General features: G+C 66.2%; 22 protein-coding genes and 1 riboswitch. Of the genes, 19 read left to right on the top strand and 3 right to left on the bottom strand.

The annotated features are described in order from the left end of the window. Positions 1-308 precede the first annotated feature (308 nt). The 7 genes from rpmH (at position 309) to RD110_RS26745 (ending at position 5,799) form a co-directional block, all read left to right on the top strand. Complete coding sequence (gene rpmH, locus RD110_RS26775; RefSeq protein ID WP_066096666.1) at positions 309-443, top strand: 50S ribosomal protein L34; 135 nt, start codon at positions 309-311, stop codon at positions 441-443. A gap of 76 nt (positions 444-519) precedes the next feature. Next, positions 520-975 carry a ribonuclease P protein component gene (locus tag RD110_RS26770; RefSeq protein WP_076204084.1) on the top strand — a complete coding sequence of 152 codons (456 nt, stop codon included), beginning with the start codon at positions 520-522 and terminating at the stop codon, positions 973-975. Beyond that, a complete protein-coding gene (gene yidD, locus RD110_RS28435) occupies positions 972-1,244 on the top strand; it encodes a membrane protein insertion efficiency factor YidD (RefSeq protein WP_076204082.1) in 273 nt (90 codons plus the stop codon). The genes RD110_RS26770 and yidD overlap by 4 nt, the downstream gene beginning before the upstream one ends. Beyond that, positions 1,241-2,956, top strand: a complete 1,716-nt coding sequence (gene yidC / locus RD110_RS26760; RefSeq protein ID WP_076204079.1) for a membrane protein insertase YidC — start codon at positions 1,241-1,243, stop codon at positions 2,954-2,956. The genes yidD and yidC overlap by 4 nt, the downstream gene beginning before the upstream one ends. Before the next feature lie 63 nt (positions 2,957-3,019). Next, entirely contained in the window at positions 3,020-4,393 is a 1,374-nt protein-coding gene (gene mnmE / locus RD110_RS26755; protein WP_076204076.1) for a tRNA uridine-5-carboxymethylaminomethyl(34) synthesis GTPase MnmE, read from the top strand. 71 nt (positions 4,394-4,464) lie between these two features. Continuing rightward, on the top strand, positions 4,465-4,956 hold the full coding sequence (locus RD110_RS26750) for a Crp/Fnr family transcriptional regulator (RefSeq protein ID WP_076204073.1): 492 nt from the start codon (positions 4,465-4,467) through the stop codon (positions 4,954-4,956). A 123-nt stretch (positions 4,957-5,079) separates the two neighbouring features. Then, positions 5,080-5,799 carry a hypothetical protein gene (locus RD110_RS26745; protein WP_239467138.1) on the top strand — a complete coding sequence of 240 codons (720 nt, stop codon included), beginning with the start codon at positions 5,080-5,082 and terminating at the stop codon, positions 5,797-5,799. An 18-nt stretch (positions 5,800-5,817) separates the two neighbouring features. Here the strand turns inward: RD110_RS26745 and RD110_RS26740 are convergent, their stop codons facing one another. Further along, positions 5,818-7,806 (bottom strand): monovalent cation:proton antiporter family protein, encoded by a 1,989-nt coding sequence (locus tag RD110_RS26740; protein ID WP_076204068.1) that lies wholly within the window; start codon positions 7,804-7,806, stop codon positions 5,818-5,820. A gap of 102 nt (positions 7,807-7,908) precedes the next feature. Between RD110_RS26740 and RD110_RS26735 the strand changes: the two genes are divergently transcribed. From RD110_RS26735 to RD110_RS26720, 4 genes are read left to right on the top strand one after another with little or no spacing between them, the layout of a single operon-like run. Continuing rightward, positions 7,909-8,910 (top strand): KpsF/GutQ family sugar-phosphate isomerase, encoded by a 1,002-nt coding sequence (locus RD110_RS26735; RefSeq protein ID WP_076204066.1) that lies wholly within the window; start codon positions 7,909-7,911, stop codon positions 8,908-8,910. 34 nt (positions 8,911-8,944) lie between these two features. Further along, complete coding sequence (locus tag RD110_RS26730) at positions 8,945-9,490, top strand: KdsC family phosphatase (protein WP_076204064.1); 546 nt, start codon at positions 8,945-8,947, stop codon at positions 9,488-9,490. Continuing rightward, complete coding sequence (lptC, locus tag RD110_RS26725; protein WP_076204061.1) at positions 9,487-10,104, top strand: LPS export ABC transporter periplasmic protein LptC; 618 nt, start codon at positions 9,487-9,489, stop codon at positions 10,102-10,104. The genes RD110_RS26730 and lptC overlap by 4 nt, the downstream gene beginning before the upstream one ends. Before the next feature lie 14 nt (positions 10,105-10,118). Beyond that, positions 10,119-10,895, top strand: a complete 777-nt coding sequence (locus RD110_RS26720) for an SDR family oxidoreductase (protein WP_239467137.1) — start codon at positions 10,119-10,121, stop codon at positions 10,893-10,895. A gap of 135 nt (positions 10,896-11,030) precedes the next feature. Here RD110_RS26720 and RD110_RS28280 read toward each other — a convergent pair whose 3' ends face one another. Next, entirely contained in the window at positions 11,031-11,564 is a 534-nt protein-coding gene (locus RD110_RS28280; RefSeq protein WP_076204058.1) for an RNA recognition motif domain-containing protein, read from the bottom strand. A gap of 257 nt (positions 11,565-11,821) precedes the next feature. Further along, positions 11,822-12,184: an RNA recognition motif domain-containing protein gene (locus RD110_RS28880; RefSeq protein WP_076204056.1), complete on the bottom strand. Its 363-nt coding sequence runs from the start codon at positions 12,182-12,184 to the stop codon at positions 11,822-11,824. Positions 12,185-12,429: 245 nt separating this feature from the next. Continuing rightward, positions 12,430-12,569, top strand: a riboswitch (yybP-ykoY riboswitch). Positions 12,570-12,663: 94 nt separating this feature from the next. Between RD110_RS28880 and RD110_RS26705 the strand changes: the two genes are divergently transcribed. The 8 genes from RD110_RS26705 to RD110_RS26670 all read left to right on the top strand — a co-directional run bounded on the left by RD110_RS26705 (position 12,664) and on the right by RD110_RS26670 (position 19,779). Beyond that, positions 12,664-13,236, top strand: a complete 573-nt coding sequence (locus RD110_RS26705; protein WP_076204053.1) for a TMEM165/GDT1 family protein — start codon at positions 12,664-12,666, stop codon at positions 13,234-13,236. A 129-nt stretch (positions 13,237-13,365) separates the two neighbouring features. Continuing rightward, positions 13,366-14,508: a homoserine O-succinyltransferase MetX gene (metX, locus tag RD110_RS26700; protein ID WP_076204051.1), complete on the top strand. Its 1,143-nt coding sequence runs from the start codon at positions 13,366-13,368 to the stop codon at positions 14,506-14,508. Beyond that, positions 14,505-15,089, top strand: coding sequence for a methionine biosynthesis protein MetW (gene metW, locus RD110_RS26695; protein ID WP_076204049.1), 585 nt, complete (start codon positions 14,505-14,507; stop codon positions 15,087-15,089). Before metX ends, metW begins: the two co-directional genes overlap by 4 nt. An 89-nt stretch (positions 15,090-15,178) precedes the next feature. After that, the gene (locus tag RD110_RS26690; RefSeq protein WP_076204046.1) at positions 15,179-15,973 is read left to right on the top strand and encodes a FadR/GntR family transcriptional regulator; all 795 of its coding nucleotides are present in this window, start codon (positions 15,179-15,181) and stop codon (positions 15,971-15,973) included. Positions 15,974-16,048: 75 nt separating this feature from the next. Continuing rightward, positions 16,049-16,966: an L-threonate dehydrogenase gene (ltnD, locus tag RD110_RS26685; protein ID WP_239467136.1), complete on the top strand. Its 918-nt coding sequence runs from the start codon at positions 16,049-16,051 to the stop codon at positions 16,964-16,966. Between the two features lie 17 nt (positions 16,967-16,983). Beyond that, on the top strand, positions 16,984-17,817 hold the full coding sequence (locus RD110_RS26680; protein ID WP_076204043.1) for a shikimate dehydrogenase family protein: 834 nt from the start codon (positions 16,984-16,986) through the stop codon (positions 17,815-17,817). Between the two features lie 20 nt (positions 17,818-17,837). Continuing rightward, positions 17,838-19,112, top strand: coding sequence for a 3-oxo-tetronate kinase (gene otnK, locus RD110_RS26675; RefSeq protein WP_076204041.1), 1,275 nt, complete (start codon positions 17,838-17,840; stop codon positions 19,110-19,112). A 4-nt stretch (positions 19,113-19,116) separates the two neighbouring features. Then, positions 19,117-19,779: a class II aldolase/adducin family protein gene (locus RD110_RS26670; protein ID WP_076204038.1), complete on the top strand. Its 663-nt coding sequence runs from the start codon at positions 19,117-19,119 to the stop codon at positions 19,777-19,779. The last annotated feature ends 3 nt before the right edge of the window (positions 19,780-19,782 follow it).

Genomic DNA, 19,782 nt, shown 5'->3' with positions numbered 1-19,782 from the left:
TGTGGCGTTCTTCTTCTGTGGATAAATTTGTTTTTGTGCACCCGGCATTATCCTTTATCAAACCCTTATCCACAATCGCGCGCCGACCATTCACGGCAGGCGCCAAGGGCTTGAAACACAAAGTGTCTTGTCGGGGCCGTGGAAATTTGCCATAATCATTGGTTTCCCTGAGCGCCGCATTTTTGTGCTTCATCAGGGGCATTCAACCAGAACACCGGAACAAGCCTCAGGGCTCCGGCTCGCTCTTCGGCGATGTGCTTCTCTCTTTTGTAGGGCGCCGCTGATTCGAACCCTTCAAGGAAGTCATCATGAAACGCACTTATCAGCCATCCAAAATCAAACGCGCCCGCACCCACGGTTTCCTGGTCCGCATGAAGACCCGTGGCGGCCGCGCCGTGATCAACGCGCGCCGTGCCAAGGGCCGCAAGCGCCTGGCTGTCTAAGCCGGCGGCGCTTCAAGGCGCGATCTCGGCCTTTGGGACCCTTGTCTTCAGCTTGTTTCCGTCGTGAGGCCTTGTTGTGCAGCGTTTGAAGACGCGCGCGCAGTTTCAGGCGGTCATGGGCGGCAAAACGGTGTCACGCACGGCGCATTTCGTGCTGCACCGGCTGAATCTTCCCGTGCCGTCACAGCCATCCGCATCCGCTACCGCTGCTTCGGCAGCCACAGGGCCCGAGTCCACGCGACCGCAGGCCCTGTTTGCCGTGGACGGCGTGTGGATCGGTGCGCTCGTGCCCAAGCGATGGGCCAAGCGGGCCGTTACGCGCAACGCCATCAAGCGCCAGATCTACACGGTGAGTCAGGCTTTCGAGCCGCGCTGGCCCGAGGCGGCGCATGTGGTACGGCTACGCAGCGGATTCGACCGCAAGCAGTTCATCAGTGCGACTTCGGAGGCATTGAAGCTGGCCGTGCGAACGGAGCTGTTGCAGTTGTTCGAACGCGCCGAAGTCGCACCTCTTCCGGTTGCCGCCGCATGATCAAGGCCGCGTTGATGGGGCTGGTGCGTGGCTATCGGCTGCTGTTGAGCCCATGGCTGGGCTCGGCCTGCCGTTTCGAGCCCAGCTGCTCGGCCTATTCGCTCGAAGCGCTGGAACGACACGGCGCTGCAGCAGGCACTTATTTGACCGTGCACCGTCTGATGCGGTGTCACCCCTGGTGCGCGGGCGGGCACGATCCCGTGCCGGCGCGGCCACCCCGGTTTTTCACCCAACTGCTTTCTCCCCCTTCACAGAAGAAGTCTTCATGAACGATATTCGCCGAACCATCCTGTGGGTGATTTTTGGTTTCTCCATGGTGTTGTTATGGGACCAATGGCAGGTTTACAACGGGCACAAGGCCACCTTCTTCCCCTCCGGCGCCAAGCCAGCCGAGGTCGTGAAGGCGCCGGCTGCAGGCGCATCGGCGGGTGCTTCCAGCGTGCCCGCGCCGGTGGCGTCGAGCACACCGGGTGCCGCGCTCCCGGCCCAGGTGCCTGGTGCCAACCCACCCGCCGTTGCCGCACCGCGTGAAAAGCTCGAAGTCAGCACAGACGTGCTCAAGCTGACTTTCGACACCGAGGGTGGTTCGCTCATCGGTTCGGAACTGCTGAAGTATTTCGACACGGTCGACAAGGCCAAGAACTTCGTGCTGCTGGATGAGAGTGCCAGCCGTGTCTACCTGGCCCAGACCGGCCTGATCGGCGGTGCCGCGGGCGGCAGCTTCCCGAGCCACAAGACGGTGATGACCGCCGTGCCTGGCGAGCGCAGCCTGAAGGACGGCGTGAACGAACTGGTGGTGAAGTTCGAATCGCCCGAAGTCGGCGGCGTGAAGCTGGTCAAGACCTATACGCTGGAGCGCGGCTCCTACGCCATCCGCGTGCAGCACGACGTGGTCAACGTCGGAACGGTGCCGGTGTCGCCGCAGCTCTACCTGCAACTCGTGCGCGACGGCACCAAGCCGCCGGGCGAGTCGTCGTTCTACTCCACCTTCACCGGCCCGGCGGTCTACACCGATGCCAAGAAGTACCAGAAGGTCGAATTCAAGAAGATCGAGGACAACAGCGTCGACATCGAAAAACATGCGACCAACGGCTACGTCGCCATGGTGCAGCACTATTTCGCTAGCGCCTGGCTGCTGGGCGACAACATTCCGCGCGACCTGTTCATGCGCAAGGTCGATACCAACCTGTATTCGGTCGGCATGATCACGCCGGTGGACAACATCGCACCCGGCACCACCAAGTCGGTGTCGGCGCGCATTTTTGTCGGCCCGCAACTCGAGAAGGTGCTCGAGTCGCTCTCGCCCGGCCTGGAACTGGTGAAGGACTACGGCTGGCTGACGATCCTGTCCAAGCCGCTCTACTGGCTGCTCGACAAACTGCACAGCTTCATCCAGAACTGGGGCTGGTCCATCGTGGCGCTCGTGGTGCTGCTCAAGGCCGCGTTCTACTGGCTCAACGCCAAGGCCTATGCCAGCATGGCCAAGATGAAGGCCGTCAACCCACGTATCACCGAAATGCGTGAGCGCCTGAAGGACAAGCCGCAGGAAATGCAGCAGGCCATGATGAAGATCTACCGCGAGGAAAAGATCAACCCGATGGGCGGCTGCTTCCCGATCATGATCCAGATCCCGGTGTTCATCGCGCTGTACTGGGTGCTGCTGTCCAGCGTGGAAATGCGCGGCGCGCCGTGGGCGCTGTGGATCCATGACCTGTCCTCGCCCGATCCGTACTTCATCCTGCCGCTGGTGATGACCTTCACCAGCTTGCTGCAGACCGCGCTGAACCCCGCGCCGCCGGATCCGATGCAGGCCAAGCTGATGTGGTTCATGCCGCTGATCTTCTCGGTGATGTTCTTCTTCTTCCCGGCCGGCCTGGTGATGTACTGGATCACCAACAACACGCTGTCGATCGCCCAGCAATGGCTGATCAACAAGCGCATGGGTGTGCCACCGAAGTTCCATCTGCCTAAATTCCGCTGATCCGGCGTTAGGCTCAGGGGCCGCCTCCACCGAGGCGGCCTTTTTCATTTCAGGAGATTGCCCATGCTGGCCCGCCACGCTGACCCGATCGCCGCCATCGCCACCGCCCCCGGCCGCGGCGGCGTGGGCATCGTGCGCATCAGCGGCAAGAACCTCGCGCCGCTGATCGAAGCGGTCTGCGCGCGGTCGCTAAAGCCGCGCGAAGCCACTTATCTGCCGTTCCGCGACGCGCAGGCCCAGCCCATCGACCAGGGCCTGGCCATCCATTTCCCCGCGCCGCATTCCTATACCGGGGAGGACGTGCTCGAACTGCAGGCCCATGGCGGGCCGGTGGTGCTGCAGTTGTTGCTGGCGCGGTGCCTGGAGGCCGGCGCGGCGATCTGCGTGCGCGTGGCGCAACCGGGCGAATTCACCGAGCGTGCCTTCCTCAATGACAAGATCGACCTGGCGCAAGCCGAGGCCGTGGCCGACCTGATCGACGCCAGCACCGAGGCCGCGGCGCGCAGCGCGAGCCGCTCCTTGTCCGGGGCGTTTTCCAGCGAGATCCACGCCCTGCGCGATGCCCTGATCCACCTGCGCATGCTGGTCGAGGCCACGCTCGATTTTCCTGAGGAAGAAATCGACTTCCTGCAGAAGGCGGACGCGCACGGGCAGCTATCGAAATTGAAGCACACCTTGGCCGGCGTGATGCGCCGCACCGAACAGGGCGCGCTGCTGCGCGACGGCATCAAGGTGGTCATCGCCGGCCAGCCGAACGCGGGCAAGTCTTCGCTGCTGAATGCTTTGGCGGGCGCCGAACTGGCCATCGTCACGCCGATCGCCGGCACCACGCGCGACAAGGTGGCGCAGACCATCCAGATCGAAGGGGTGCCGGTGCATGTGATCGACACCGCCGGCCTGCGCCACAGCGAGGACGAGGTGGAAAAGATCGGCATTGCGCGCGCCTGGACGGAAATCGAGGCTGCGGACGCCGTGCTGTTCCTGCATGACCTCACCCGCGCAGGCGGCGCGGACTACCAGGCGGCGGATGCCGCGATCGCCGCCCTACTGACCGAAAAACTGCCGCCGCGCGTGCCGGTGATCGATGTGTGGAACAAGGCCGATGTGGAGGCGACGGCGCCTGCCGCTGGCTTGCGCCTGTCGGCCAAAACGGGCGCCGGGCTCGACACCCTGCGCCGCAAGCTGCTGGAGGTTGCGGGCTGGCAATCCGCTCCCGAAGGCGTCTACATCGCCCGCGAGCGCCATGTGCAGGCCCTGCGCCGGGTCGATGCGCACCTGTCGCAGGCCGAAACCCAGCTCGCGGCGCAGGCGCAGATGCTGGATCTGCTGGCCGAGGAACTGCGGCTGGCGCAGAACGCGCTGAACCAAATCACCGGCGAATTCAGCTCGGACGATCTGCTGGGCGTGATCTTCTCCAGCTTCTGCATCGGCAAGTGAGCTTTCCCCCGGCCATCGGGCTCGCAAAAAGACCGCTTGCAGCCCGCGCCCATCCACAGTAACTTCATGCCATGAACACACCACTGCCGGCATCGGACGCACTGGAGGTGCAAGGTCTGATCGATGCCATCACCCACAACCAGGGCGACGACTCGCTCATGCTGGTGTTGTCGCCGAGCCAATGGGAGACCTTGGCGAGCTACATGCAGCCCGTCACCATGGCCGCAGGCCAGATGCTGTTCAAGCAGGGCGCGACCGACCGCACGCTGTACTTTGTCGAAAGTGGTTCCTTGAGCGTGCATTTCGAGGACAGGCAGGGCCACACGCGGCTGGCCACCATCGGTGCCGGCTCGGCCGTGGGCGAAGGTGGCTTTTTCTCTCACATGCCGCGCAGCGCCACGGTGCAGGTCGGCAGCGCCTGCAGGCTGTGGAGCCTGTCGCCGATGCGTTTCGCCGAACTGTCGCACCGCAAACCCGAAATCGCGCTGCAGGTGGCCATGGCCGCGGGTTCGGTGGTCGCCAAGCGGCTGTTCAGCAGCAAATACCGCGCGGCCGTGACCTGATCCCCGCCGGCAGCGCGGCGGAGGGCCGGTTAAACTGGTGTCGCAAAGGTTCCATGGCCTTCCTGCCATCGCCTGGATGAAAGAAGCAGCATGTCCTTGTTGAGTTGGTTTTCACGTAAATCGATGCCCAGGCGCAAGGACGCTGGCGCCACCTCGGGTTTTTCGACGCCCGTGGCGGAACGATCCGTGAAGGGCGGCAGCGGCGGCGCCAACCAGGACCAGGCCAAGATTCTCAAGAACGAACGCATGGAACGCCGCGAATGGCTGTACAGCGTGGTGCGCGAAGCCATGCTGCATGCGGGTGTGCTGACCGCGAGCTTCAAGTTCAAGGTGCTCGCGCTCGACGAACGCGGCCGGCAATTCCTGGTGATGGTCGACCTGGCGCCGCAACTCGGCGGCGACACCGGTCGGCTGTCCAAGATCGAGTCCCAGATCATCCAGACCGCCAAGGCGCGTTACGACCTGGTGATCACCGCCGTCTATTGGCGTACCAACGACCATGTGGCCATGGGCCTGCCGAAGACGACCCCGACCCCGGCCGTGTTCGCGGCCAAGCCCAAGCCTGCACCGGCCAGCACGCCTGCGCCTCTGGCGGAACCCGCGCTCGGCACGCCGGCCAAGTCGACGGGCCGGTTCGAGCCGATCCAGGCCGACGAGGTGGAGGCGTTCAAGCGCGCGCTGGCCGCCGCCGGGCAGGGCGTCGCCATGCCGGGGGGGGCGGTGGTGCGCTCCGGGCCGCGCAGCAAGCCACCTTCGGACAGCGGCTTCGACGACACCGAAATGCAGCATCCCGACCACCGCCCCGACGCGTTGAGCGCCACGCAATACGGCGATCTGCGTTGACGTCGGATCGCCGCGCCTTCAGTGGCCGGCGAAGAACTTGCCCTCGGCCAGCGCCAGCGTCTCGGCCTTGCCCGACAGCACCAGCGTATCGCCATCCTGCAGCAGCAACTCGTCGTTGGCGGGCTCGAGCTTGCCATTCTGGCGGCGCAGGCTGACCACGCGCACGCCCAGCGCATGCAGGGCCAGGCGGCCCAGCGGCTTGCCGAGCGACTTGGCGGCGATGGTCAGCGTGACGGTGGACAGGCGCTCGTGGTGCAGTTCATCCAGCCCGTCGTCGTCGGCGCCGTGGAAATAGCCGCGCAGCAGGTTGTAACGTGCGTCGCGCTGGTCCTGCACCACCCGGATCACGCGCCGCATCGGCACGCCGACCAGGGCCAGGGCATGGCTGGCCAGCATCAGCGAGCCTTCGATGGCCTCGGGCACGACCTCGGTGGCGCCGGCATCGCGCAGGCGTTCGAGGTCGTGGTCGTCCTGCGTGCGCACGATCACCGGCACCTGCGGCGCATGCGCGCGGATGTGTGACAGCACCTTGATCGCACCCGGCACGTCGAGGTAGGTGACGACGACCGCACTCGCGCGCGCCAGGCCGGCGGCGATCAGCGCCTGCATGCGTGCGGCGTCGCCGAACACCACCGAGTCGCCAGCGGCGGCGGCCTTGCGCACGCGGTCGGGGTCGAGGTCGAGCGCCATGTAGGGAATGCCTTCGCGCTCCAGCATGCGTGCCAGGTTCTGGCCGCAGCGGCCATAGCCGCAGATGATCACGTGTTTGTTGGCATTGATCGACTTGCGCGCGATGGTGGTCATCTGGAGGGACTGCTGCAGCCACTCGCTGCTGACCAGCTTCATTACCACCGTGTTGCTGGCCATGATGATGAACGGCGTGGCCAGCATCGACAGCACCATGCTGGCCAGGATCGGATTCAGCAGGTTCGGTGGCACCAGGCGGCTTTCCTGCGCCAGCGTGAGCAGCACGAAGCCGAACTCCCCCGCCTGCGCGAGGTACAGCCCGGTGCGCAGCGACACGCCCGCCGTGCCGCCCAGGCCCTTGGCCAGCGCGGTGATCATCACCAGCTTGAACAGCACCGGCAGGGAGAACAGCAGCAGGACCAGCGCCCAGTTTTCCAGCACCAGCCGCCAGTCGAGCTTCATGCCGATGGTGATGAAGAACAGGCCGAGCAGCACGTCGTGGAATGGCCGGATGTCGGTTTCCACCTGGTGCTTGTATTCGGTCTCCGAGATCAGCATGCCGGCGATGAAGGCGCCCAGCGCCAGGCTCAGGCCGGCCTGTTCGGTGAGCCAGGCCAGGCCGAGCGTGATGAGCAGCAGGTTCAGCACAAAAAGTTCTTCGCTCTTGCGCCGCGCCACGATGGTCAGCCACCAGCGCATCACCTTCTGGCCGCCGACCAGCAGCACCGTGATCAGCACTGCGGCCTTGAGCGTGGCCAGCGCCAGCGCGAAGAAAAGCCTCTCCGGCGAGGAGCCGAGCGCCGGGATCAGCACCAGCAGCGGCACCACGGCCAAGTCCTGGAACAGCAGCACGCCCATCACGCGCTTGCCGTGTTCGGACTCCATTTCCAGCCGCTCGGCCATCAGCTTGACCACGATGGCCGTGCTGCTCATGGCCAATGCGCCCGACAGCGCCAGCGCCGTCTGCCAGCGCATGTTCCAGACCGTCGGCGCCATCGCGGCGAACATCAGCGAGGCGAAGGTGGCCAGCAGCATCGTCAGCGTGACCTGGAACAGGCCGAGCCCGAACACATGGCGGCGCATCGCGCGCAGCTTGGGCAGGTTGAATTCGAGGCCGATCACGAACATCAGGAACACGACGCCGAATTCACCCAGGTGCGAGATGCCCTCGGAGTTCTGCGCCAGCGCCAGCGCGTTCGGCCCGATGATCACGCCGACCACGAGGTAGCCCAGCATCGGCGGCAGCTTCAGCGAACGGAACGTGACCACGCCCAGCACGGCGGCCAGCAGGTACAGCAGCGTGAGTTCGAGCGAGGTCATGTCAGGGGGCGGTTCATGCCACTATGCTAGCAAGGCATAGGCCTGGTACGGCTACCTTTCTGCGCGAGGCTGTGCTCCAGAGTGCGCCGATAGAATCGGCGCATGATCCAAGTGCCCGAGTCTGCCCCGTCCTTCGATGCCGCCGCCATCCTGCGCCGGGCCGGGGAAACCTTCGACATCGAGGCTGCGGCCGTGCTCGGCCTGAAGGCGCGGCTCGGCGACGGCTTCGTGCGGGTGGTGCAGACCATCCTCGCGCTGCGTGGGCGCGTGGTGGTGATGGGCATGGGCAAGAGCGGCCATATCGGGCGCAAGATCGCCGCCACGCTGGCCTCCACCGGCACGCCCGCGTTCTTCGTGCATCCCGCCGAGGCCAGCCATGGCGACTTGGGCATGGTGCAGGCGGACGACCTGGTGCTGGCGATTTCCAACAGCGGCGAGAGCGCCGAACTCACCGTGCTGCTGCCGGCGCTCAAGCGCCAGGGCGTGCCGCTGGTGGCGATTACCGGCGGCCTGCAGTCCACGCTGGCCCGACACGCCACCGAGGTGCTCGACGGCGGCGTCGACAAGGAGGCGTGTCCGCTGAACCTCGCGCCCACGGCCAGCACCACGGCGCAACTGGCGCTCGGCGACGCGCTCGCCGTGGCCCTGCTCGAGGCGCGCGGTTTCGCACCGGATGATTTCGCGCGCTCCCATCCCGGCGGTGCGCTCGGGCGCAAGCTACTGACCCATGTGAGCGACGTGATGCGCATCGGCGACGCGGTGCCGCGCGTGACGGCGGACACGCCGTTCGGCGAGCTCATGCGCGAAATGAGCCGCAAGGGCCTGGGCGCCTCGGCCATCGTCGATGCCAACGACGGGGTGCTCGGCATCTTCACCGACGGCGACCTGCGCCGGCTGATCGAGCGCGGCATCGATCTGCGCGGCCTGCAGGCGCACGAGGTCATGCACCCTGGCCCGCGCACCATCGCCAGCCACGCCCTGGCCGCCGAGGCCGCCGAGCTCATGGAGCAGCACCGCATCACCAGCGTGCTGGTGGTGGACGAACAGCAGCGGCTGTGCGGCGCGCTCAACACCAACGACCTGCTGCGCGCCAAGGTTATCTGATGCTTCGTCTCCGTCTTTTGCTTCCGTCCATCCCATGCTGCCTGCCCTGACCCTGCCCCCCGAATTGCTGCTGAAGGCCCAGGGTGTGCGCGTGGCCTTCTTCGACGTGGACGGCGTGCTCACCGATGGCGGCGTGTATTTCACCGAGTCGGGCGAAACCCTCAAGCGTTTCCACACGCTCGACGGTCAGGGCCTGAAGCTGTTGCGGGCCATCGGCATCACGCCAGCGGTCATCACCGGCCGCGATTCCAAGCCGCTGCGCCATCGGCTCGCGGCGCTGGGCATCCAGCATGTGTTCTACGGTACCGAAGACAAGCGCCCCGCGGCCGAACAGATCCTGGCCACGCTGGGCCTGGACTGGTCCCAGGCCGCGGCCATGGGTGACGACTGGCCCGATCTGCCGGTGCTGACGCGCTGCGCGTTTGCGTGTGCCCCGGCCAATGCCCACGCCGAGGTGGCGGCACGGGTGCACCACGTGACCTTGCGCCAAGGTGGTTTCGGCGCGGCGCGCGAGTTCTGCGACGTGTTGCTGATGGCCAGCGGCCGCTATGCCGGACTGCTGCAGGAGTCGCTCGCGTGATGGCCTTGTTGCGTGCGGCCTGGGAGCGCGTTTCGATCTACCTGCCGCTGATCCTGATGGGGCTGCTCGCGCTGGGCACCTATTGGCTGGTGCGCAACGCGCCCATGCTCGGCCTGCCCGAGGTGACGGCGCCCGTGCGGCACGAGCCCGACTATTTCATGCGCGAGTTCTCGATCAAGACTTTCGATGCCACCGGCCGGCTCAAGAGCGAAATCCTCGGCGTCGAAGCGCGCCACTACCCCGATACCGACACCATCGAGATCGACAAGGTGCGCATCCGTTCGATCAACCCGGAGGGCCGCGTGACCAACGCCACGGCCAACCGGGGGCTGAGCAATGCCGACGGCAGCGAAGTGCAACTGTTCGGCAACGCCGTCGTCACGCGCCAGGCGACGACCGATGCGGCAGGCCGGCGCCAGCCGCAGCTGGAGTTCCGTGGCGAATTCCTGCATGCCTTTTCCGATGCGGAGCGTGTGACGTCGAACAAGCCGGTCACGCTCATCCGCGACAACGACCGGTTCACCGCCGACGCCATGGATTACGACAACCTGGACCGTCTGATGGAACTCAGGGGTCGGGTGCGCGGCGTCTTGCCGGCGCGTGCGGGCAAATAGGCTGGCGAACGGCTGTGTCCAAACTGGTTTTCATCACCGGCGCATCGAGCGGCATCGGCCAGGCCCTGGCCCTGCAATTCTTTCGAGCCGGTTACCGGCTGGCCCTCGTGGCGCGCCGGGAAGAAGTGATCCATTCGTGGGCTAAGGCGCATGGCATCGGCGCAGAGTGGTATCAAATCTATAGCGCCGACGTGGCCGAACCGGGTCGGATCATGGCCGCAGGCGTCCGCTGCCTGGCCGAGCAGGGTTTGCCGGATGTGGTGCTGGCCAGCGCCGGCATCAGCATCGGCATGGACACCCGCTTCGCGTCGGACATCGCGGTGATGGCGCAGACGTTTGCCATCAACAACACCGGCATGGCGGCGACATTCCAGCCATTCGTCCAGAAAATGAGCGAACGCGGCCATGGCGTGCTGGTCGGCGTCGCCAGCGTGGCGGCCATCCGCGGACTGCCCGGCCATGGCGCCTACTGCGCGAGCAAGGCTGGCGTCGTGGCGTATTGCGAAAGCCTGCGCGGGGAATTGCGCGCCAGCGGCGTCAAGGTGGTCACCCTGGTGCCTGGTTATGTCGACACGCCGCTGACGCAGGTCAACCGCTACAGCATGCCATTTCTGATGCGGCCCGAAGATTTCGCCGTGCGGGCCTTGACAGCCATCGAGACGGGCGTGAGTTACCGCGTGATCCCGTGGCAGATGGGTGTGGCCGCCAAGCTGCTGCGGATCCTGCCGAACGCGCTGTACGACCGGCTGCTGCAGGGCCGGGGTCGCAAACCGCGCATCGACGCCACGTAGGGAAGCAAAGAAAGACCGGCAGTTTGGGATTCGGGCGGTTTGCCGCCGCGAGATCTCACCGTGATCGGACGCAAAAAAGGCCCTTGTCGGGCCTTTGTGACAGGAGCGCGCATTGCTCTGCGCGCGCTGCTGCGATCAGTAACCGCCGCGGTTGCCACCGCCGCCACCACCGCCACCACCGCCGCCGCCACGTGGGCCGGAGCCGTAGGGGCTGCGGAAACCGCCGTCGCCACCACCGCCACCGCTGCGTCCGCCGCCGCCACCACCGTAGCCGCCGCCATTGCCGCCACCGCCGCTACGGCCACCGCCGCCACCGCCGCCGTATCCACCACCACCGCCGCCTCCGCCGTAGCCGCCACCACCGCCGTATCCACCGCCGCCACCGCCATAACCGCCGCCGCCGCTACGCGGAGGACGTGGCTCCATGGGGCGAGCTTCATTGACGACGCAGCTGCGGCCACCGAGGGACTGGCCGTTCATGCCATTGATGGCTGCCTGGGCTTCGGCATCGCTGCCCATTTCGACGAAACCAAAGCCCTTGGAGCGGCCGGTGTCGCGTTCCATCATCACCTTGGCGCTGGTCACACTGCCGAATTGGCTGAAGGACTGCTCCAGATCGCTGTCGCGCACCGAATACGGAAGGTTGCCAACGTACAGTTTGTTGCCCATCACGGGACTCCTCAAAAACACATTAATAAAGCGATGGAGTCCTGCAAGAAACAAACCGAACTCTAGGGCGCGAAACCGACCGACACCGCAAACTTGCGCAGTTTTTGCAACCACACTTTTGCATTATGCGACCACTCCGCCTGAAATCAAACAAAAAAAACGTGATGGATTTCCATGCCCGATAAGGGCAACAAAAAAGGGCCCGAAGGCCCCTTTTTGATGCATTGCCTGGCGCGGAGCCAAGCTGGTGCAAGTGCTTAGTAGCTGTTGCGGCCACCGCCGTAACCGCCGCCGCCGCCACCACCACCGTAGCCGCCACCACCGGAACCGCCGCCGTAGCCGCCACCGCCGCCAGTGCGGGGAGGACGCGCTTCCATCGGACGAGCTTCGTTGACAACCAGATCACGGCCGCCGACGGAGTGACCGTTCATGCCCTTGATGGCTGCTTGTGCTTCGGCATCGTTGCCCATTTCGACAAAGCCGAAACCCTTGGAGCGGCCGGTGTCGCGTTCCATCATGACCTTTGCGGAGGTGATCGAACCGAACTGGCTGAAGGCCTGGTGCATGTCGTCGTCGCGGAAAGAATAGGGCAGGTTGCCCACGTAAAGTTTGTTGCCCATGGAAGGACTCCTTGAAAAAAAGCGCAAACGCGATGGAGTCCGATAACCGCAATCAACAAACCAATGAAGACTTAACAGACGCGAAACTGACTAATCACCGCAAACCTGTGCTGCTGTATTCAGCAGGCACGCGAGCATTATGCGCCATCTTCGGCGGTTTTCCTAAAAAGTTCCTCGCAAGTGCAAGTGGTTATTGTTAAAGACTTTTTTTGGGGGTTTACCCGAAGGTTGCAGCAAGCGGCCTTACACTGGGGTTGTCATTGGGGAGTAGCCACCCTTCTTCATTGAGAGGGGCTTGCATCAACAGACTTGTACGACCGTCGCCTTCGCGCTGCGGCCCGGACATGGTGCAAGCGATTCTTCGGATTTCCCGCCCCGGGAAGTTTTCGGATTCAGCGAGACCTTTGACTGCATAGCCTCCGTTTCAGGCCGGGGATGCCGTGCAGTCATTGGTTCGTGTTGACCGGCCGGAGTACCCCATGGAAGCTTTTCTCGTCTCAACCGGTATCGTCGCCCTCGCGGAAATGGGTGACAAAACCCAGCTGCTCGCCCTCGTGCTGGCCGCCCGGTTCAAAAAACCCTGGCCGATCGTGCTCGGCATCCTGACCGCCACCCTGATCAACCACGCGCTGGCCGGCGCGGTCGGCGCCTGGGTCACCACGCAGCTCGGCCCCGATGTGCTGCGCTGGGTGCTCGGCCTGTCGTTCATCGCGATGGCCGGCTGGATGCTGATCCCCGACAAGCTGGACGACGACGAGGCCGACAAGGTGCCGCGTTTCGGCGTGTTCGGCACCACGGTGCTGATGTTCTTCCTGGCCGAGATGGGCGACAAGACGCAGATCGCCACGGTGATGCTGGCCGCGAAGTTCAGCGCCTACGCCTGGGTCGTCGCGGGCACCACCTTCGGCATGATGCTGGCCAACGCGCCTGTGGTCTGGCTCGGTGAACGCGTGACGCGCCTGGTGCCCATCAAGATCGTGCACCGCGTGTCGGCGCTGTTCTTTCTCGCGCTCGGCTTGCTGGCGCTGTTCAACGGCGTTTCGCTGGGCTGAGGCGATGCGCTAAAATTCCAGTCGCGCCGATTTGTTTCCAGCTTGCGGGCGCTTTAGAAATTCAGCTAAAGACGACATCGGACCCCATGACCCGGCCTCGTTTTTAGCGATGCCGGGTTTTTTGTTGCCATGTCCTTTATTGCGATACCCCAATCCATGCCGTTTGCCGAGCCGCTGGCCCTGCAGAGCGGTGCGTCCATCCGCGACTATGCGCTGAGCTACGAGACCTACGGCGCGCTGAATGCGGCGCGTTCCAACGCGGTGCTCGTCTGCCACGCGCTCAACGCTTCCCACCACGTGGCCGGTGTCTACGAAGGCCAGCCCGGCAGCGAGGGCTGGTGGGACAACATGATCGGCCCGGGCAAGCCGCTGGACACCGACCGCTTCTTCGTCATCGGCGTGAACAACCTCGGTTCGTGTTTCGGCTCCACCGGGCCGATGCACACCAATCCCGACACCGGCGAGGTCTATGGCGCCGACTTCCCCGTGGTCACCGTCGAGGACTGGGTCAACGCCCAAGCCCGCCTGCTCGACGCGCTGGGCATCACGCAGCTGGCCGCGGTGATGGGCGGCAGCCTCGGCGGCATGCAGGCGCTGTCCTGGACGCTGCAATACCCCGAGCGCGTGCGCCATGCGGTGGTGATCGCCAGCGCGCCCAACCTCACGGCGGAGAACATCGCCTTCAACGAAGTCGCGCGCCGCGCCATCGTCACCGACCCCGACTTCCACGGCGGCCACTTCTACCGGCACAACGTGGTGCCCAAACGCGGCCTGCGCATCGCGCGCATGATCGGCCACATCACCTACCTCAGCGACGACGTGATGAACGAGAAATTCGGCCGCGAGCTCCGGGAAGCCGTGGTCGGCAGTGCCACCGGCTACCGCTATTCGACGCAGGACGTCGAGTTCCAGATCGAGAGCTACCTGCGCTACCAGGGCGACAAGTTCAGCGAATACTTCGACGCCAACACCTACCTGCTGATCACGCGCGCGCTCGACTACTTCGATCCGGCGCTGGCTTTCAACGGCAACCTGAGCCAGGCCCTGGCGCGCGCTACCTGCAAGTTCCTGCTGGTGAGCTTCAGCACCGACTGGCGGTTCTCGCCGCAGCGCAGCCGCGAGATGGTGCGCGCCTTGCTCGACAACCAGCGCAACCTGAGTTACGCCGAGATCGATGCGCCGCATGGTCACGACGCATTCCTGCTCGACGATGCGCGTTACATGAACGTGGTGCGGTCCTACTTCGAAGGCATCGCGAAGGAATTGGCATGAGCGACATGACCACCATCCACTCGATCGCCGAACTGGTGCCGCCAGGCTCGCGCGTGCTCGACCTGGGCTGCGGCGACGGCGCGCTGCTGGCGCACCTGCAGACGCACCGCGGCTGCACCGGCTACGGCGTGGAGATCGCCGATACCAACGTGCTGGCCTGTGTGCAGCGCGGCGTGAACGTGATCCAGCTCAACCTCGACCAGGGCCTGGCGCTGTTCGAAGACGCCTCCTTCGACGTGGTGCTGCAGATCGACACCTTGCAGCACCTGCGCAACGCCGAAGTCATGCTGCGCGAAACCGCGCGTGTGGGACGTACCGGCATCGTCGCCTTTCCCAACTTCGCGCACTGGCCCAACCGCATGAGCGTGCTGCGCGGCCGCATGCCGGTCACCAAGCGCCTGCCCTACCAGTGGTACGACACGCCCAACATCCGCGTCGGCACCTTCAAGGATTTCGAGGTGCTGGCCGCGAAGAACGGCCTGCGCGTGGTCGATGCCTTCGGCCTGCAGGAAGGCCGCGAGGTGCGCAGCCTGCCCAACCTGCGGGCCAGCACCGCGGTGTTCAAGTTCCAGAAGGGATAGCACCGTCATTGGGTTGCCACCGGGTAGACACTGGGTAGGGCCGCTCGGCAATTGGTTATGCTGGACGCATTCCCGATGCTGTCTTTTGTATGACCACTCAGTTCTCGCCCGTGACCAGCGGCGCCCGCCTCTCCGACCAGGTCGCGCAGCAGCTTGCCGCTGAAATCCACACCGGCCGGCTCGCGCCCGGCGCTCGCCTGCCGCCCGAGGCCCGGCTCGTCGAGCAGTTCCAGGTGAGCCGCACCGTGGTGCGAGAGGCCGTGTCGCGCATGAAGTCGCTGGGCCTGGTCGATTCGCGCCAGGGCAGCGGGGTGTTCGTCAGTGCCACGCGGCCGTTTGCGCCGCTGAACTTCGACGCCCACCATGCCGAGAGCAAGACCGCCGTGATCCAGATGGTCGAAGTGCGCCGCGCGCTGGAAGCCGAGGTCGCGGGGCTGGCCGCCGAACGCCGGCGCGCGGCCGACATCCGCCACATCCGCCAGACGGTGCGCGCGCTGGACCGCGCCGTGCGCGCGGGCGGCGACGGCGTGGAGGAGGACGTGCTGTTCCACCGTGCCATCGCCGATGCGGCGCGCAACCCCTTCCTCATTGGCACGCTCGATTACCTGGCGCAGTTCCTGCGCGGCGCCACGCGGGTGACACGGGCCAACGAGGCCCGCCGCGCCGACTTCATGGAGCAGGTGCTGGCCGAACACGCGGCCATCGTCGACGCCATCGAAGCCGGCGATGCGCTGCAGGCCCGCACCGCGGCCGCGGCCCACATGGGCAATGCCATCCGGCGCATCGAACTCGCCGATTCCTCGTTCTGGCGCCAGGCTGGCGACCGGCTCGCCGAACCGCTGGTCAAGGCCCTGCCGGCAGGCGCGGCGAGCGCGGGACGCTGAGCCGCCACGGGGGTTACCCGGACATCGGCCATGGCCCAAAGTTGTATGATAACCAGCTCAATTCAGGAGGTGGACATGGCAGAACCGGCGGATGGGAACATGGAAGCTCGGCACATCGGCGTGATCGGCCTGGGCGCCATGGGCGGTGGCATGGCCCGGTCATTGCGCCGCGCCGGCCATCGCGTGCATGTGTTCGACGTACGCCGCGAGGCGGCCGAGGCTTTCGCGGCGGAAGGCGGCGTGGCCTGCACGTCGCTGGCCGAACTCGGCGCGGCCTGCGACGTGGTGGTCTCGGTGGTGGTGAATGCCGCGCAGACCGAGGCCGTGTTGTTCGGCCAGGCCGATGGCCCGAGCCTGGCGGCCTCGCTCAAGCCCGGCAGCGTGTTCGTGATGTGCTCCACCGTCGACCCGAACTGGTCCATCGCGCTCGAAGCCCGGCTCGCCGCGCTGGGCCTGCTCTACATCGACGCGCCGATTTCCGGTGGTGCCGCCAAGGCCGCGTCCGGCGAGATGACGATGATGACCGCCGCCACGCCCGAAGCCTATGCCCGGGCCGGCGATACCCTGGACGCCATGGCCGCCAAGGTGTACCGGCTCGGCGACAAGGCCGGCGCCGGCAGCCAGGTGAAGATCATCAACCAGCTGCTGGCCGGCGTGCACATCGCCGCCGCCGCCGAGGCCATGGCGCTCGGCCTGCGCGCGGGCGTGGACCCGGCTTCGCTGTACGAGGTCATCACCCACAGCGCCGGCAACAGCTGGATGTTCGAGAACCGCATGGCCCATGTGCTGGCAGCCGACTACACGCCGCTGTCGGCCGTCGACATCTTCGTGAAGGACCTGGGCCTGGTGCTCGACATGGCGCGCGCGAGCAAGTTCCCGCTGCCGCTGTCCAGCACGGCGCACCAGATGTTCATGCAGGCCTCGACCGCCGGCTTCGCCAAGGAAGACGACAGCGCGGTGATCAAGATATTCCCGGGCATCGAGTTGCCCTAGGCCAAGGCGCACGATTGATGGCCGAGGTGCAGACACAGGTCGATTTCGTCTCGGGCAGGACGCGGCTGTTCGGCATCGTCGGCGACCCGATCGAGCAGGTGCGCTCGCCCGAGATGGCCACCTTCGAGCTGCAGCGGCGCGGCCTCGACGCGTTGCTGCTGCCGCTGCACGTGCGGCAGGCCGATTTCGACCGCGCCATGCCCGAGATCCTGAAGATCCATAACCTCGACGGCCTCATCTTCACCATTCCATACAAGGCCCGCGCGCTGGCGCTGGCGCAGGAGATCGGACCGCAGGCCCGCGCCGTGGGCGCGCTCAACGCCCTGGCGCGCCGGCCCGACGGCCGCTGGGCCGCGGAAATCTTCGACGGCATCGGTTGTGTCGAAGCCTTCCGCCGCCGCGGCTACGGCCTGGCTGGCCAGCGCGTGATGCTGATCGGCCTGGGCGGTGCGGGTTCGGCCATCTGCGCCGCGGTCGCCAGCGAGAAGCCACGCACCATGCGGCTGTTCGACCTGGATGGTGCGCGCGCCGAACACATGGCCGCGCAGGCCCGCGCCATGAGCCCGGCCACCGAAGTGTCCGTCGGGCCGCCCACGGTCGAGCACATCGACATCTTGTTCAACGCATCGCCGGTCGGCATGCTGGACGACCCGCGCCGCCCGATCGAGCTGGACCGCCTGCCCCCCGAACTCATCGTCTTCGATGCCATCGTCAAGCCCGAACGCACGCCCCTGCTGGCGCTGGCCGAAGCCTGCGGTTGCCGCACGGTGCGCGGCCGTGAAATGATGAACGGGCAGATGGCCAAGATCGTCGATTTCTTCGTGCGCACCACCTCGCCCGCCGCGGCCTGAAACCTCCGAGGAGCCCACCCATGCCCATCCGACTCGGCTGCATCGCCGACGATTTCACCGGCGCCACCGACCTCGCCAACAACCTCGTGCGCGCCGGCATGCGCGCGGTGCAGACCATCGGCGTACCGGGAACGCCGCTCGACACCGAAGCCGATGCCGTGGTGGTGGCGCTGAAGTCGCGCACCCTGCCGGCCGCCGAGGCCATCGACCAGTCGCTGGCCGCGCTCGCCTGGCTGCAGGCCCAGGGCGCCGAGCAGATCTACTTCAAGTACTGCTCCACCTTCGACAGCACGGCCGCCGGCAACATCGGCCCGGTGGCCGAGGCGCTGATGGAAGCGCTCGGCACCGATTTCACGATCGCCACGCCGGCCTTTCCCGACAACGGGCGTACCGTGTTCAAGGGTTACCTGTTCGTCGGCGACGTGTTGCTGAACGAGAGCGGCATGCGCGACCATCCGCTCACGCCGATGCGCGACGCCAACCTGGTGCGTGTGCTGCAGGCGCAAAGCCGGAAGAAGGTCGGCCTGATCGACCACTCGGTGGTGGCGCAGGGCGCCGATGCCGTGACGGCGCGCATCGCCGCGCTGCGAGCGCAGGGTGTCGGCCTGGCGGTGGTGGACGCGGTGTCGAATGCCGACCTGCTGCGCCTCGGCCCGGCGCTCAAGGGCATGCCGCTGGTCACCGCGGGCTCGGGCGTGGCCATCGGCCTGCCAGCCAACTTCGGGATCGCGCCTTCGAACACCGCCAGCGTGCTGCCGCCGCCGCGCGGCCGACAGGCCGTGGTGTCGGGCAGCTGTTCGGTCGCGACGAACCGCCAGGTGGCAAATTTCATCGCCAGCGGCCGGCCCGCGCGCGCCATCGATCCGCTGCGCCTCGCCGACCATGGCGATGCCGCCGTGGCCGAGGTGCTGGCCTGGGCCGGGCCGCTGCTCGCCGATGGCCCGGTGCTCGTCTATTCGACGGCCGAGGCCGGCGCCATCCAGGCCGTGCAGAGTCGGCTGGGCGTGGCCGAGGCCGGAGCGCTGGTCGAGCATCACCTGGCGGCCATCGCGCGCGGCCTGGTGGCCGACTGCGGCGTGCGCCAACTGGTGGTGGCCGGCGGAGAAACCTCGGGGGCCTGTGTGCAGGCGCTCGAGGTCACGCAGCTGAGGATCGGCCCGCAGATCGACCCCGGCGTGCCGTGGTGCCATGCGCAGTCGCCGGCCACGCGCGGCGACGGCTTGCATCTCACGCTCAAGTCGGGCAACTTCGGGACCGACGACTTCTTCACCAAATCCTTCCAGCTGTTGACGTGACGCCATGACCGAATCCCAGGCCCGCGAGGAAATCTGCCGCATCGGCGCGAGCCTGTTCGCGCGTGGCTATGTGCATGCCACGGCGGGCAACATCAGCGTGCGGCTCGACGACGGCTTTCTCATCACGCCCACCGACGCCTGCCTGGGGCAGCTCGACCCGGCGCGGCTCGCGTGGCTCGATGCCAACACGCAGCAGCTCGGTGGCGACAAAGCTAGCAAAACCATAGCGCTCCACGCAGGCATCTACAGCGCTGCGGGCCAATTTGATGCCAAAACCCGCTGTGTCATCCACACGCACAGCACCCATTGCGTGGCGCTGAGCCTCCGGGTGGCAGGCGCGGAACTGCTGCCCGCGCTCACGCCCTACTTCGTGATGAAGGTCGGCCATGTGCCGCTGATTCCCTACCACCGGCCCGGCGACCCGGCCGCGGCCGCGCTGGTGGCGCAGGCCATCGCGCGTTATGGCGCAGAAGGCACGCCGATCCGTGCCGTGATGCTGGCGCGGCTCGGCCCGAACGTGTGGCACGACAGCCCCGCGGCCGCCATGGCCACGCTCGAGGAACTCGAGGAAACGGCACGGCTGATGCAGCTTTGCCCGGCGGCCACGCCATCTTTGACCGAAGCACAGATCGCAGAACTGCGCGCCACTTTCGGCGCGCGCTGGTAATCC

The sequence above is a fragment of the Rhodoferax koreense genome, assembly GCF_001955695.1.
Classification (GTDB): domain Bacteria; phylum Pseudomonadota; class Gammaproteobacteria; order Burkholderiales; family Burkholderiaceae_C; genus Rhodoferax_B; species Rhodoferax_B koreensis.
This window is presented reverse-complemented; position numbering and strand designations above follow the sequence as displayed.